Annotated in this window: 17 protein-coding genes; 9 read left to right on the forward strand and 8 right to left on the reverse strand. The window is 31.3% G+C overall.

Translation table 11 applies throughout. The features are described from left to right. Positions 1-128: 128 nt before the first annotated feature. Positions 129-581, forward strand: a complete 453-nt coding sequence (locus DMB65_RS07830) for a helix-turn-helix domain-containing protein (protein ID WP_110306092.1) — start codon at positions 129-131, stop codon at positions 579-581. A 63-nt stretch (positions 582-644) separates the two neighbouring features. Here DMB65_RS07830 and DMB65_RS07835 read toward each other — a convergent pair whose 3' ends face one another. After that, positions 645-1,196, reverse strand: coding sequence for a 1-acyl-sn-glycerol-3-phosphate acyltransferase (locus DMB65_RS07835; RefSeq protein WP_110306093.1), 552 nt, complete (start codon positions 1,194-1,196; stop codon positions 645-647). A gap of 63 nt (positions 1,197-1,259) precedes the next feature. Between DMB65_RS07835 and DMB65_RS07840 the strand changes: the two genes are divergently transcribed. The 5 genes from DMB65_RS07840 to DMB65_RS07860 are packed head-to-tail and all read left to right on the forward strand — an operon-like array spanning position 1,260 to position 4,150. Next, positions 1,260-1,925, forward strand: coding sequence for a spermidine synthase (locus DMB65_RS07840; RefSeq protein ID WP_110306094.1), 666 nt, complete (start codon positions 1,260-1,262; stop codon positions 1,923-1,925). Between the two features lie 8 nt (positions 1,926-1,933). After that, complete coding sequence (locus DMB65_RS07845) at positions 1,934-2,611, forward strand: peptidoglycan DD-metalloendopeptidase family protein (protein WP_110306095.1); 678 nt, start codon at positions 1,934-1,936, stop codon at positions 2,609-2,611. A 6-nt stretch (positions 2,612-2,617) separates the two neighbouring features. Then, positions 2,618-3,091, forward strand: coding sequence for a hypothetical protein (locus tag DMB65_RS07850; protein ID WP_110306096.1), 474 nt, complete (start codon positions 2,618-2,620; stop codon positions 3,089-3,091). Positions 3,092-3,104: 13 nt separating this feature from the next. Next, entirely contained in the window at positions 3,105-3,629 is a 525-nt protein-coding gene (locus DMB65_RS07855) for a hypothetical protein (RefSeq protein WP_110306097.1), read from the forward strand. A gap of 50 nt (positions 3,630-3,679) precedes the next feature. After that, positions 3,680-4,150: a nuclear transport factor 2 family protein gene (locus tag DMB65_RS07860; protein WP_110306098.1), complete on the forward strand. Its 471-nt coding sequence runs from the start codon at positions 3,680-3,682 to the stop codon at positions 4,148-4,150. A gap of 76 nt (positions 4,151-4,226) precedes the next feature. Here the strand turns inward: DMB65_RS07860 and DMB65_RS07865 are convergent, their stop codons facing one another. The 6 genes from DMB65_RS07865 to DMB65_RS07890 all read right to left on the reverse strand — a co-directional run bounded on the left by DMB65_RS07865 (position 4,227) and on the right by DMB65_RS07890 (position 9,789). Continuing rightward, entirely contained in the window at positions 4,227-5,489 is a 1,263-nt protein-coding gene (locus tag DMB65_RS07865; protein ID WP_110306099.1) for a nucleoside permease, read from the reverse strand. A gap of 64 nt (positions 5,490-5,553) precedes the next feature. Then, complete coding sequence (gene cmk, locus DMB65_RS07870; RefSeq protein WP_110306100.1) at positions 5,554-6,246, reverse strand: (d)CMP kinase; 693 nt, start codon at positions 6,244-6,246, stop codon at positions 5,554-5,556. 40 nt (positions 6,247-6,286) lie between these two features. Next, on the reverse strand, positions 6,287-6,886 hold the full coding sequence (locus DMB65_RS07875) for a murein L,D-transpeptidase catalytic domain-containing protein (protein ID WP_110306101.1): 600 nt from the start codon (positions 6,884-6,886) through the stop codon (positions 6,287-6,289). Positions 6,887-6,896: 10 nt separating this feature from the next. After that, positions 6,897-7,916 carry a type IX secretion system protein PorQ gene (gene porQ / locus DMB65_RS07880; protein WP_110306102.1) on the reverse strand — a complete coding sequence of 340 codons (1,020 nt, stop codon included), beginning with the start codon at positions 7,914-7,916 and terminating at the stop codon, positions 6,897-6,899. Between the two features lie 196 nt (positions 7,917-8,112). Then, the gene (locus DMB65_RS07885) at positions 8,113-9,213 is read right to left on the reverse strand and encodes a BT_3928 family protein (RefSeq protein ID WP_110306103.1); all 1,101 of its coding nucleotides are present in this window, start codon (positions 9,211-9,213) and stop codon (positions 8,113-8,115) included. Positions 9,214-9,240: 27 nt separating this feature from the next. Next, complete coding sequence (locus DMB65_RS07890; protein WP_110306104.1) at positions 9,241-9,789, reverse strand: DUF1599 domain-containing protein; 549 nt, start codon at positions 9,787-9,789, stop codon at positions 9,241-9,243. Positions 9,790-9,941: 152 nt separating this feature from the next. Here DMB65_RS07890 and folP point away from each other — a divergent pair, with 152 nt between their 5' ends. Continuing rightward, positions 9,942-10,766: a dihydropteroate synthase gene (gene folP, locus DMB65_RS07895; RefSeq protein WP_110306105.1), complete on the forward strand. Its 825-nt coding sequence runs from the start codon at positions 9,942-9,944 to the stop codon at positions 10,764-10,766. A gap of 1 nt (position 10,767) precedes the next feature. Next, complete coding sequence (locus tag DMB65_RS07900) at positions 10,768-11,394, forward strand: hypothetical protein (RefSeq protein WP_110306106.1); 627 nt, start codon at positions 10,768-10,770, stop codon at positions 11,392-11,394. A 1-nt stretch (position 11,395) separates the two neighbouring features. Here DMB65_RS07900 and DMB65_RS07905 read toward each other — a convergent pair whose 3' ends face one another. Next, positions 11,396-12,211, reverse strand: a complete 816-nt coding sequence (locus DMB65_RS07905; RefSeq protein WP_110306107.1) for a M48 family metallopeptidase — start codon at positions 12,209-12,211, stop codon at positions 11,396-11,398. 472 nt (positions 12,212-12,683) lie between these two features. Between DMB65_RS07905 and DMB65_RS07910 the strand changes: the two genes are divergently transcribed. Next, a complete protein-coding gene (locus tag DMB65_RS07910) occupies positions 12,684-14,837 on the forward strand; it encodes a tetratricopeptide repeat-containing sensor histidine kinase (RefSeq protein ID WP_230470624.1) in 2,154 nt (717 codons plus the stop codon). Positions 14,838-14,848 lie beyond the last annotated feature (11 nt).

Below are 14,848 nucleotides of genomic sequence, written 5' to 3' on the forward strand. Positions count from 1 at the left end.
CAGTAGTTTAAACAATATTATTTAAATTATTAATTTCAAAATAAAACTACTTAATTTGATTTTAAAATTGTTTCGACGAATCCTTTTGTTTACATTTGTAAAACATTTTCCTGAAACAAAATTTTACAATGTTAAACACCGATGAATTTGTAAAAAGACTTGAAAGCCTGCTTGAGTATTACGCTTTGAGTGTATCTGCTTTTGCCGATAAAATAGGCGTGCAACGCTCCAGTATGTCCCATCTTCTATCGGGAAGAAATAAACCAAGTTTAGATTTTATAATGAAAATACTGGAAGTTTTTCCAGATGTAGACTTATATTGGATTTTGACAGGAAAAGGTCATTTCCCCAAAAGAAACAACGAAATCCCTTTAGAAATTTCAAAAGTATCATCTCAGATTTCCTCCCATAAAAACACTAATGAAGATTCTTTTTCCAAAACAAACGTTCAGGAAAATAGCCAAATAGTAAATGAAAGTCCATCAGAATTAAAAAATAATAATTTTGATTTAGAAGACAAGCAAATTGAAAAAATTGTACTTTTTTATAAAAACGGAACATTTAAAGCCTATTCCTTATAATTAGAAATTAATTCCTAATTTATTAGCAGTGAAAAAATTATTAGGCTTTGAAAAAAATCTATACTACAATTGAAAACCGTTATTTGGAATTTTACCTTTCACTCCATTATATATTTTTTTCAAAACTTGTAAATCGTCATCGTATTTACCAGTAGGAAAAAATGCTTTTCCTAAGTTCACTTCTTTTTTACCCCAATCAAAAGCAACCGGAATTATAGGTACATTTGCTTTTAGGGCGATGTAATAAAAACCACTTCTGATTTCTGTAACTTTTTTTCGGGTTCCTTCAGGAGCAACAGCTAACCGAAAAATTTCTTTTCTATCAAAAATAGAAGTAATAGCATCAACTTTATTCAAACCTCCGGACCGATCCAGCGGCTCACCTCCTACATTTCTAAAATAATAACCAAACGGAAATCTAAACAATTCCTTTTTCCCTACCCAGTTCATCTCCAAACCCGATATTCCTCTAACAAAAATTCCTAAATAAAAATCATGATTACTTGTATGAGGCATAACCATCATCACACATTTTTTTACTTGAGCATTCTCAATCCCAACTATCTTCCAGCCCATTAGCTTTAGAAAAAGAAATTCATACAATTGTTTCTTCATTAAATTTCATATTTCGCACAAAATAAAAAAAATAAATACTAAATTTGGGTAAAAGCGTAAAAAATGATTCAAAAAATATTTAGTTATTTAATTCCTGTTAAAATATTCAAAAAAAAATCAAGTCGCAGTAAAATGATTGAAGTTACCTGGGTTAATGGTCAATTAGTTCTGGATTCTGAAAATACAAATTACTCGTATGGAAGTTTACAGCGAATATTAAGATATGGTTTAAGAAATATTGGTTTTGAAACTATTCAGGAAATGAATCATATATTGGTGTTGGGTGTTGCCGGAGGAAGTGTTATCAAAACACTGGTTGATGAAGTTGAATTTAAAGGCAAAATAACAGGAGTTGAAATTGATGCAGATATAATTCAGATTGCAGATCAATATTTTAATCTTTCTCAGATTAAGCAACTAGAAATTGTTATCGATGATGCTTTTGAATTTGTTCTAAAAACTAAAAACCGATACGATTTAATTATTATCGATATTTTTGAAGATACTAATATGCCTAACTTTTTGTTTGAACGTTTCTTTAGTGAAAAAATCTGTTCTATTTTAAAAAAGCAGGGCTTTGTACTTTTTAACACTATGATCCTTGATGAAAAGCATAATGCGCGAAATCGTAAATACGTTTCAGAAATTGATCCTGAATTATATACAACTAAAATGCTGCCTCGCATAGAGCATCATAACGAATTAATTATTATTGAAAAAGTTGCCTAATAACTATTATGAGACCTTTAGCCTCTATATTAAAAAATATCCCCCCTACAAAAATTATCGATTCAACTATTGCTTATTCTAAATACATTCCTTTGGATTTATCTATAAATAACCAGATTTTAACAGGTAATAAACCCGGTAATTCAGCTTATTTTGAAGAATATATCACTAATCATCTAAAAAAAAACAATGGCGAGGTAGCTTTTGGTGGCTACATAGAAGGGCGGACTTTGTATCAAAGAAGTGCCATTTTTAAAAACGATTTAATTCCTGAACGCAATATTCATATTGGAATGGATTTATGGGTAAAAGCTGAAACTCCTGTTTTAGCAGCTCTTGATGGAAAAATACATAGTTTCAAAAACAATATTGGATTAGGTGATTATGGTCCTACCATAATTTTGGAGCATGAAATTGAAAATCAAAAATTTTATACTTTATATGGACATTTGTCGTTAGAAAGTATAGAAGGAATTAGTGTCGGTGATTTTTTTAAAAAAGGAGAATACCTTGCTAATATTGGAAATTCAGATGTCAACGGAGATTATGCACCGCATTTACATTTTCAAATTATTAAAAACATAGCCGATCATTGGGGCGATTACCCCGGGGTTTGCAATACAAAAGACTTAAATTTTTATATTGAAAACTGTCCGGATCCCAATTTATTATTAAAAATAACATAAATAGTTATGAGGAAAGCAGTATTGATTATATGTTTGCTACTATTAATAGGTTGTAAATCCAAAACAGTAAGCAGAAATACTGAAGACATAAAAATTAAAAAAGTTTTGAGTGGCGAAATGAATCCGGATCAGCAAAATAAAGCATATTCATTGGGAAAAAGAGTTCTGGAGACATGCAATACATCAAAATTCAAACCTTTTAATGAAACTGAAGTAACAAAATCGGTTATGGATAATACATCTGAAGAACATCTTACCAAAACTTGTATAAGATTTCGGCAGTATTACGGAAGCTTTATTGATTTAAAATTAGACGGTGTTTATAAAACCAAACAAGAAACTATTTATCGCTATCATGCATTGTATACGAAAAAGGTGGCCAATAAAGAACTTCGGGTTTTTGTAAACGATGAAAATTTGGTTTCTGCCATAAAATCAATGGACTGGGATGAAAAATTTGACAAGCAAATAAATGAATAACAAGTAAAAAATTATGAATTTTAAATTATCTTTCTTTTTGTTTCTTTTAATCTCACCTTTTGCCAATGCTCAGCAAACGATCACTATTAAAGGATCAAAACCTTACCCGGCAACTGAAAGTTATACTTTTATTTGCGAAAAATACGCTCTTACGGGAGAAGTTGATGTGCAGATTGCAAAAACAGAAAAGGGTGGGATTTTAAAACTAACAATAGCAACCACAAATGACAAGACCAGGATCTCAGGTGGTGTATATGTTGATTTAGTCAATGCTGATGTAATTGCATGTGTAGATAAAAATGTCAAGGAGACCGAAGAAGGAAAAACAACATCCTATTATTATTTTACACCTGCAGAATTTTTAAAATTAAAAAAAACCGACATAAAAGCAATTCGATTTATAATTTCAGGTAATTCAAATGCATTTGGAAACCAAACTGGTTACTTTACAGCAGTAAGCAGGAAGAGTTATTTCTCGACTGCATTTGACAAGTCTAAAAAAACTTTTGATACAGCTGCTTCTATTAATCTCTTATAAAGATTATTTAACCAAAAATAATCCTATTTTTACAGTCTAATTTTGTTAAAATGAATTCTAACGAAAATCTAATTGGTAAATTTTATACTGCATTTGCAAATGCTGATGTAAAAACAATGGTCGAATGTTATCATCCAAAAGTCCATTTTGTAGACCCTGCTTTTGGTCTTTTAAAAGGTGATCAGGTTTCTAAAATGTGGGAGATGCTGATTTTAAAAAGCAAAGGAGATATTAAAATTGAGTTTTCAAATATAAAAACCGATGAATTTTCAGGATCTGCACGGTGGGTTGCTACTTATAAATTCAGCAAAACAAACCGTAAAGTAATTAACAGGATTTCTTCTGAATTTATTTTTCAGGATGGATTGATTATTAAACATACTGATAATTTTGATGTTTGGAAATGGTCAAAACAAGCTTTCGGAATTACCGGATATTTATTAGGATGGACAGGTTTTTTTCAAAACAAGATAAAAGAACAGGCATTGTTATCGCTTAAAAAATTCCAGCAAACTAAATAAAACTATAATACTCAAATTTATAAAAAAACAATCCCGCCTAATTATAGCGGGATTGTTTTTTACATCTAAAAATTTTTTAATGCTCTAAATTTTCCAGTTCCTTTGGGTCATGTTTATATTTAAACAAAATTGCAAATGCTATTGCGATAACAAACGCATAAGCCGCAAATGTAAACCAGACATTAGACCATTGTATTTTATTACCTATTGTAAAATAACTTACTGTACGTCCTGCAAGTTCGCCACCAATTATGGCTCCTATTCCATTCGTCATTAACATAAAAAGTCCCTGAGCACTAGACCTGATTTTACTGTCAGTTTGCTTTTCAACAAATAATGAACCTGAAATATTAAAAAAGTCAAATGCCATTCCGTAAACTATCATCGATAATATCAGGAAAATAACACCTGAACCGGGATTTCCAATCCCAAATAGCGCAAAACGTAATACCCATGCTATCATACTAAAAATCATAACCTGTTTTATTCCAAATCGTTTTAAGAAAAATGGAATAGTCAATATAAACAGCGTTTCTGAAATTTGAGATAATGAAATTATAAAAACAGAATGTTCAACACCAAAAGTGCCTTGATATTGCGGGTTAGAGCCAAAATCTCTTATAAAAGTATCACCAAACATATTCGTTATTTGCAATGCAGCCCCCAATAACATAGCGAAAACGAAGAATATTGCCATTTTCTTTTGCTTAAAAAGTACAAAACTGTCTAACCCAAATTTGCTGGTAAGTGATTGATTGCTGTTTTTATTTTCTGCGGGTACATCCGGTAATGTAAAACAAAAAAGCCCTGTAATAATCATAGATACTGAAGCAAAAACAAACTGAAGCGTATTTGATTTCCAGTCCGTTAAATCAGTTATCCACATAGCGATTACAAAACCTACTGTTCCCCATACACGGATTGGGGTAAAGGTTTTCTGGACGTCAAAGCTGAATTTATTTAAAACCGCATAACTTACAGAATTGTTTAATGCTATTGTTGGCATATAAAAACAACTTGTGGCAAAAATAATCCAGTACATTTCTGTTGAATTGGTTGCTCTTGTGGCAAAGTATATTGCAATTCCGGCAATGATATGCGAAATTCCCAATACTTTTTGAGCACTCAGGTATTTATCTGCAATAATCCCCAGCAAAGCCGGCATAAACAAACTTGCCCAACCCATCGAACCATATGTTCTGCCAATAGACAAACCGATACTGCTTCCTTCGATAGGGCCAAAAACCTGTCCCATATATCCTCCTAATGAAATCAACCATATTCCCCATACAAAAAACTGGAAAAAGTTCATGATTGTAAGCCTTAGTTTTATACTCATAATAGTATTTGTCTTTAAATGATGAAGCAGTAAAACTACTATTAAAAATGAAATCTACAAAGAATTAAACTTTTTTAACAACTTCATTTACCAATTCTAAAACTGCGGTAAATTGTTCTTCTCGATTTAAGTATGAATTGTCGATTTCTATTGCATCATCAGCTATTACTAAAGGAGAATCCTCACGATGTGTATCAATATAATCTCTTTCGACCACATTTTTTAAGACATCTTCATAAGATACATTATCACCTTTTTGTCGCAATTCATCAAATCGTCTCTGTGCGCGGGTTTCTGCACTTGCAGTCATAAAAATTTTGAGTTCAGCCATTGGAAAAACAACTGTTCCGATATCTCTCCCATCCATTACGATAGCCTTATTGGTTCCCATTTCCTGTTGCTGTTCAACTAATTTCGAGCGCACTTCAGAAACTTCGGCAACCTTGCTTACAAAACTGGAAACTTCGATAGTGCGAATTTGTTTTTCAACATTTTCACCATTTAGATACATCTCTGCAAAACCCAATTCAGGATTGTATTTAAACTCCAGTTTAATTTTAGGAAGTGAATTAATTAAAGCTTTTTTATCAAAAAAATCAGCTTTAATAAAGTTGTTGTTCATTGCAAACAAAGTAACTGCGCGATACATTGCTCCCGTATCTACATAAACATAAGCAAGTTCTTTGGCCAGTTGTTTTGCTAAAGTACTTTTTCCGGTTGAGGAAAAGCCGTCAATAGCAATCGTAATATTTCTCAAAGTGATAATTTTAAATTAAGGTATTTTTTTGTTACTTTTTTTAATAATAAATATCTAAAAGTATGTTTGATTTCGAAGAATCTATAATTTTCTCAATTCTTTTAAAAAATTGTTCGTTAATCATTGGACAACCGTGACTACGACTGATGTGATGGTCTTGTTCTTCGTATGGAACTGCTGAATAATGGTGCAAAACAATCGCTCTTTTAAATGCATTGCTATTGGTTTCATCCAAGCCAAATAATCGATATGCCTTGCCAAATATGCCGTTATAATTAGCCCCGATAGAATATCTTCCTAATGAAGTACTATTTGAATTGGGTGTATTGCTAAATTTCAAGTTTCCTTTGATTCCTGTTTCTGAGCCACAGCCATGAGCAACAAGGCCCTTATCTATAATTTTATTATTCTGTAAATCATAGACAAAAAAACGGTTTTTACCGGATGGAATTTTCATATCAATAAAAAAAGCAATCTTAACATTGTATTTAGAATTAGCATTCAGCATTGATTTCATTTCCTCAATCCTAAAATTAATTCTTTCTATTTCCAGACTATTGGGTTTATCTTTCAAATAAGGTTTGGAACTTATAAAGAAGACTGATACTAATACAACTAAAATTAAATTAAATATTTTCATACAAAATACATCATTGAAGATTAATATTTAAACCAAAAAGACTTGTGTTTGCTGCTAATGTATATTTTGAATACGAATAATTGAATTTTAATCGATTCATTTTTAATCCAAAACCTAAAGAAACTCCCGAAAAATTACGCTGTTCCTCTATTCTTAATTCTTCGGCTCTTCTAAAATTATATCCTAATCGAATATTAAATGCTTTTTTGGGAAAAAGTTCCACTCCAAAAACCACATGTCGCAGAGCATTATTAACAAATGAAACCTTATCTTCCTTAGTTGAACCATCAATATTACTTTGTGCACGAACAGGATTTGAAAAAGAAATATTCCATTGCTGCAAATTTTCTAAAGATAAATGCCATCTAATCGGTACATGATCTAATTCTTGTGAAACACCTGCGATAATTTCAAGTGGTAATTTTTCTTTCATCCCTGAATAGGTGGTAAACTGAGTTCCAATATTACGTATTGCCAATGCCCAGTTCACATCATTTCTTTGATCAATGAACAAAAAACCTAAATCGAATGCACCTCCAACAGAATTATAAGTCTCTAGAGCAGAAGTTATCAACTTAGCATTTGCTCCAACAAATATATCTGTATACGGAATATTATAAGCGTAACCTACTGAAAGAGAAGCTTCGCTCCCTGTAAAATCTGATGTTGGCTGTCCATTTTCATCATAGCCTTCAAAATTACCGTAATTTATATAGCTTATCCCTCCGTAAAATGTTTGCAAATGCCTGTCGTAAGTATAAGCATAAGAAGCTGTTCCATAAGTTGCTTCACCATAATAATTACCGTAATTCATAGCCAGATGATTATCCATATCTGCATTTAATGTTGCAGGATTAAACATTACCTGATTTACATCTTCATCATAAATGGTAATTGCTTTTCCTCCTAAAGCTGCCTGTCTTGGCGAGGTTGTTAAATTTAAAAACTGATAAGCATATCTCCCGCCTATTTGTCCAAAAGTGAGGGAAATATTAAAAAACACAAAAAACAGAGTGACTTTTTTCAACATTTATGTTAAGGGCTTAATCTGCATTAGAACGTAAATATGAAGATAAAATTATAATTCTGAAACATTTGTATTTTAAAATATAACTTAAAATCCACATATATTTTATAAACTGCAATAAAAGTACAAAAAAAGAATATTCAATAACAGCTTAATTATAAAACATTTATGAATTAAAAATCTTTTTAACGAGTAGGCTTTACAATGCTAATTTATCAATATCGTTATAATGTACTTTTTGAATAATTGTTCCTTTTTGAATAACCACAACACTTGGATTTGCTCTTTCAATAGTTTTTAAAGCAGTTGCATCACAAAAGTAAAAATCCACATTCAGTGCATATTGTTTTTTTGTTTTTGCGATTTCATCAATTCCTGAAGCCGTCATTGCAATTACTTTATATCCTTGCGCTTTAGCTTCCTGATTTAGTTTTTCTAATTTTTGCATCCCATCCGGATTTGCTAAGGTCAGGTCATAACTTACAAAAACCAATAATTTTGGTTCTTTCAATAATTCTTCTTTATAATCAGAGTCCTCTTTTGTCATTGTAAAATCATGAATTGGCGGTACATAACCCTCTGTGATTACTTTGTCTTTTCGATCAACAAATATGGCTCCTTCCGGAATATTCATTAGATCTTTTTCAGTAAATTCTTTATCTACGCCATTCACCTTATAAATAAAAATCATTTCTACAACTGATTTTGGTGCACCTTCAGGAATTTCCATTCCTTTTTCTATATTAGTTCCTACTTTATATGGACGGAAGTCTTTTATCGGATTGTGATTTAACACCCAAACTGCCATAAATGCGCATAAAACAACGCTTAAATAAACCGAAAAATTAGTTTTTGGAGTTGAAAATAAGGGTTTGATTAATTTTTGATTGAAAAATAAAACGAGAATAAAGAACAATAAAACAACATCTTTTGTAAATGATTGCCAAGGGGTTAAATGCAATGCGTCACCAAAACAGCCACAATCTTTAACCACATTAAAATAAGCCGAATAAAAAGTCAGGAAAGTAAAGAAAACTATTAAAAGCAGTAAACTCCATATAGTTGTTTTTGCTTTATATCCTACAAGTAAGGCAACTCCTAAAACCACTTCTAAAATCACCAAAAAGATCGCTAAACCTAAAGCCAGTGGCTCTAAAAAAGGAATATTAAATACAGGTTCACTAAAATACTCCGCCAATTTATACGAAAAACCTACAGGGTCATTTAGCTTAATTAATCCGGAAATAATAAACAATACGCCAACAAAAAGGCGGGAGAACTGGGTAATACTATTTTTCATCTTTAAAATTTGGGATTTATTTGAAATCTATTGTTGTGGTGCAAGCGGATCTAAAATCAATGCAAAAACAGCATAATTAATCATATCCTGATAATTAGCATCGATCCCTTCAGAAACCAGGGTTTTTCCTTTATTGTCTTCAATCTGTTTGACGCGAAGTAATTTCTGCAAAATCAAATCGGTCAACGAACTTACGCGCATATCACGCCAGGCTTCTCCGTAATCATGGTTTTTAGCTTCCATTAACTCTTTGGTTAATTTAATTTTAGCATCGTATAATTCGGTTGCTTTTGAAACATCCAAATCGGGCTGATCCGCAATTCCTAATTCTAACTGAATCAAAGCCATGATTGAGTAATTAATAATTCCAACAAATTCACCTTTTTCATCTTCATCCACTTTTCGGACTTCATTCTCCTGTAAACTTCTGATTCTTTGAGCTTTTATGAATATTTGATCTGTTAACGAAGGTAGTCTCAGAATACGCCATGCACTACCATAATCTTTCATTTTATTGATAAACAAGGTGCGGCAAACTGTAATAACATTATCAAATTCAAGGGAAGTATTCTTCATTTATTGCTGTATATTTGCTAAAATTTGTTCAAAAATAAGGATTAAATTAAATAGTTTCAAGTTTCAGGTTTCTTTGTTTCAAGTTTTTTCTAAACAAATTGTTAATCGAACAATCTGAGGCTTAAAACTGACAAAAATAAAACACATACAAAATGTTGATTAACTGTAAAGGCCGTTTGATTGATTTAAGAGTTCCTAAAATAATGGGGATTTTAAATCTCACCCCAAATTCGTTTTATGACGGCGGAAAATATAAAAATAAAACTGAAATTCTTTCTCAGGTTGAAAAAATGCTTTCTGAAGGAGCTCATTTTATTGATATTGGCGCTTATTCCAGTAAACCAAGTGCTGAGTTTGTTTCTGAACAAGAAGAAATGGATCGAATTGTTCCGGTAATCGAATTGATTATGAAGCATTTTCCTGATACATTTTTGTCCATTGATACTTTTAGATCTGAGGTTGCGAAAGCTGGGATAGAAAATGGTGCCGCAATTATAAATGACATTTCTGCCGGTGAATTAGACCCTAAAATGCTTGAAATTATTGCACAATATAATGTTCCTTATATCATGATGCACATGCGTGGCAATCCACAGACAATGCAGGGTTTGACACAATATGATGATATCGTAAAAGAAATGCTTTTCTACTTTTCTGAAAAAGTAAAAAAAGCCAGAAATATGGGAATTAATGATTTAATTTTAGATCCGGGTTTTGGATTTGCCAAAACTATAGATCAAAATTATGAAGTTTTACAGAAAATGGAACTTTTTAATTTCTTAGAATTACCCATTTTAGCTGGAGTTTCTAGAAAATCAATGATTTATAAAACCCTTAATAATTCGGCTCACGAAGCTTTAAACGGAACAACTGTCCTTAATACGATAGCCTTAACAAAAGGTGCAAAAATTCTCCGGGTTCACGATGTAAAAGAAGCGGTAGAGTGTGTGACGTTATTTAATAAATTAAACTTATAAAATGAAATACATCAGTTTACTTATAATTTTTCTTTTTATTTCGTGTGCGAAAAAACAAGATGTATTATTACCAAAAGCGAATGTTTCAATCGTTAAAAATGTCGAGGATCATTCTCCAATTTATATCTTTTTTAAAACCGAAGAAAAAGATACAATTGCGGAAGTCAACAGAAAAAACAGCATCATTTCAACCAATTGGATTTTCAATATTGATAAACGTTTGCCATTAAAACTTATAATTCCCGAAGTGATAAAACTGCAGGAAAAGAAACGGAGTGATAGAGCCCATAAAAATGAAAAGGCGCACAATTATTATTCTTATGCCGATTCTGTTGGAAAAAATTTAGCCTTTTTGCCTTTTACAAATGTGTATTATAAGATGAATAAACCTGAATTTGGTATTTTGATTTTTTTCACTAAAACAAATTCTATTTTCGTAAATGGTGTTTCAGTTGATAAAGTCGATCTACAAAATTATTTAACCAACCTGGATAGCGACAAACCCAACAAATTGATGTTTTCGTTTGAAAAAGACATGAGTTTCGAAAATTATATTCAAAACAAAATATGGGTAGGCCGTTTAAAATTGCCTGATTACAATTTAACTAATGAGGAGTTTATATTTTAGATTAAATCCTGACAATCCCAACTTTTGCCGCTATTTGCCTTGCCTGTGGAATCAAAGATTTCAGATTAGCAATTCTGGTTGCATCTGAAGGGTGTGTGCTTAAGAACTCAGGTGTGCCAGAACCTCCTGATTTAGAAGACATTCTTGTCCAGAAGGCAATTGAGTCATCAGGATTATAGCCTGCAATCGTCATAAGTGTTAATCCGATTTTATCAGCTTCGCTCTCATGGCTTCTGCTGAACGGAAGCATCACTCCTACCTCTGATCCTAATCCATAATATTGCTGCCACATAGCCTGCTTTTCTGCAGTTTGGTTTCCAGTTGCAACTGCAACACCTACAGCACCTAATTGTTGTAGTTGGGACGCACTCATTCTTTGAGCACCATGATTTGCCAAAGCATGCGAAACTTCATGTCCCATAACCGTTGCCAAACCGGATTCATTTTGCGTAATTGGTAAGATACCGGAATAGACTACAATTTTACCTCCAGGCAAACACCAAGCATTTACTTCTTTATTTTCTACCAATTTATATTCCCATTGATACTCTTTAAGATATTGATTTTGACCTAAATAAGTCACATATTTTTCTGCAGCTGCTTTTATCCTTGCCCCAACATTGCTTACCATTTTAGCATCTGCTGTTCCTGATATAACTTTATTTTCTTTAAGAAATGTCTCATATTGCTGAAAGGAAGATGGGAACAATTCACCATTAGAAACAAAATTAAGGCTTTTTTTTCCTGTAACAGGATTGGTTGCACAAGAGCAAACCAGAAGTATTACAAACGTTGTTATGCATAAGTATTTTTTCATAACCTTATCTTTTTTGAATAGGGTAAATTTATTAAAATTCTATCTTTTTATGTTACACAATTTATTTCTAAAATAGTATAATTTTAATTTTTGTTGGAAAAAATAATTTCAATTATTGATATTTATCACTAATCCATTGGGTGAAATTATTCAAAACGTCAGTTGTTTTTTTGTACAGAGAAAAGGAACTAAAAAGTATCGATAACCGATTTTGATGATAATTTTTCTGTTCCTCATACAATTTTTATCTAAAAAAAAATCGACTGACGAAAAACTATAATCAAAAACGAACTACACTCAACGCATTCCATTAACAATATTTTACCACTAAATTTATTTAACTTATTTATCATTTTTATTTACATAAAAAGAAGATTTTAAATCTATTTATGCTAAATTTAAAGTCTCAAAAAAACAAATAACAAATAACAACACACCGATTTTTACTCTTTTATTTTCGTAATTTAACCGCATGACAGCTAATTTTAAATGTCTTTTTCTACTTGTCTTTTTTATAGTATCAAGCTGTTTGTATGCTCAAATTGACGGAAATAAAAAAAAAATATTATCAACGGTAAAAAAATCTGCTGAAGATGAAGAAGATGAAGTTGTTACATCATTCTATAATTTATACAACAAAGGAGAAGAAAAAAAAGCACTAAAAAAGGCAAAAACATTTTTAAAAGATGTAAGATACCCCTCTAACAGAGCCAGCCTTATTTTATTGCAGGCTTACTATTATAATAAAAGAGCTGTATTAGATTCGTCTATTTATTATACTGACCAAGCTCTAAAGTACAATACAAAAATAACGAACGACTCTCTAAAAAACAGGTTCCTCTCTTTAGGATATAATCTAATGGGTCTGAATTATAAAAAAAAGGGGTTATTTGATTTAAGCAAAAAATGGCATTTAAAAGGCCTTATAACTTGTCAAAAATATAAAGAAACCGATTTATACTACACACATCTGCACGGGTTAGCTGGCATTTATGAGGCTTTAGGAGACAAAACAAACGCTATAAAATCATATAAAGAATGCTTAGAATACAAAAATGATGAAGAAATAAGTCTGGGAAGTTATATTAATCTGGGTAATATTTATTCAAATTCAAAAGAGTATGAAAAAGGCAATTATTATTATAATCTCGGAAAACAGCTTAGTGAAAAAACAAACAATCAACAAGCCAAAGCAGTAATTGCCCTGAGCATCGGAGCGAATTATCAACTGCAGCAAAAAACAGCTGAAGCCTTAAAAATGTATGGAGAAGTTGTTTCCATTGCTGATAAAAACGAATTAAACCAAATCGCTTTAATTGCACGCGGAAATATTGGTGATACCTATATCGATTTAAAGAACTATAAGCATGCCAAGTTGATTTTTTCAGAAGCCCTACAAAAAGCGACTGATTTCGGTTACTTAGATAACCAGGTATATTTTTATGATGAGCTCAAAAAAATTGCAGTTTTACAAGAAGATTATAAAAATGCTTTTGATTACCTGACAAAGTCTACCAAAATAAAAGATTCAATAAATAAGATTCAGAAAACCAGTGAAATTAACGAACTGGAAATCAAATACAAAACAGCTCAAAGAGAAAAAGAAATCAGGTTCTTACAATTTGACAATACTACTAAAAAGTTAAAACTTGAAAGACAACAGGAAGCTATTGAGAATATGAACCTTCAGGAAGAGATCTCTCAAAAGATAACCGAAAATACGATATTATTTTTTCAGAATTCATCACAAAAAAAATTAAGCGAAATATCTTTGCTAAAAAAGGATCAGCAGCTAAAATCGTTACAGATAAAGCAGGAAAAAGAAACTAAACTGATGACCATTTTTGGTTTTCTTATTGTTTTGATTCCGATAATCGGATTGTTGCTTCAGTATTATAAACGACTTAAAACACAGCGATTGTTAAACATCCAACAGGCTGAAATAAGTACCCAGAATATAAATAATCTTTTAAAAGATCAGGAGTTAAAATTAATTAAAGCGTCCATTAGTGGCCAGGATAAAGAAAGAGAGCGTATTTCTCAGGAGTTGCATGACAGTATTGGTGGAAATTTAGCCGCAATAAAACTTCAATTGAATCATTTGATAATTTCCAGTTCTCCAAAAATAAAAAACCTTACTGCCTTATTAGATGAAACTTATCAGCAGGTTAGAAATTTATCCCACACCTTGATTCCTAAAAAATTTACACATCACAAATTTTGTGAAGTTTTAGAGTCCTATTTTAATAATATTGGTGAAGCCAGTAACATAAAAACCGATTTTACGGTATATCCGAAAAAAGAAATTGATGCTTTAAATGAAGAAATCCAGATTGAGATTTTTAAAATAATACAGGAACTTCTGACCAATACAATTAAACATGCAAAAGCTTCAAAAATGGATTTACAACTTAATCTTATCGAAAATGTCCTGAATATTTTATTTGAAGATAATGGTATTGGTTTTAATCCTGAAAATTACAAACCGGGAATTGGTTTCATTAACTTAGAAAACCGAATAGTCAAACTAAATGGTTCTTTTGTAGTGGATTCTAAACTTAAAAGAGGTACGATTGCCAATATTGAAATCCCTGTTTTACCATTGTCTAATACAGAAAATAAATAAAAAAAGAAATT

It is taken from the genome of Flavobacterium cheongpyeongense (genome assembly GCF_003202435.1).
Lineage (GTDB): Bacteria > Bacteroidota > Bacteroidia > Flavobacteriales > Flavobacteriaceae > Flavobacterium > Flavobacterium cheongpyeongense.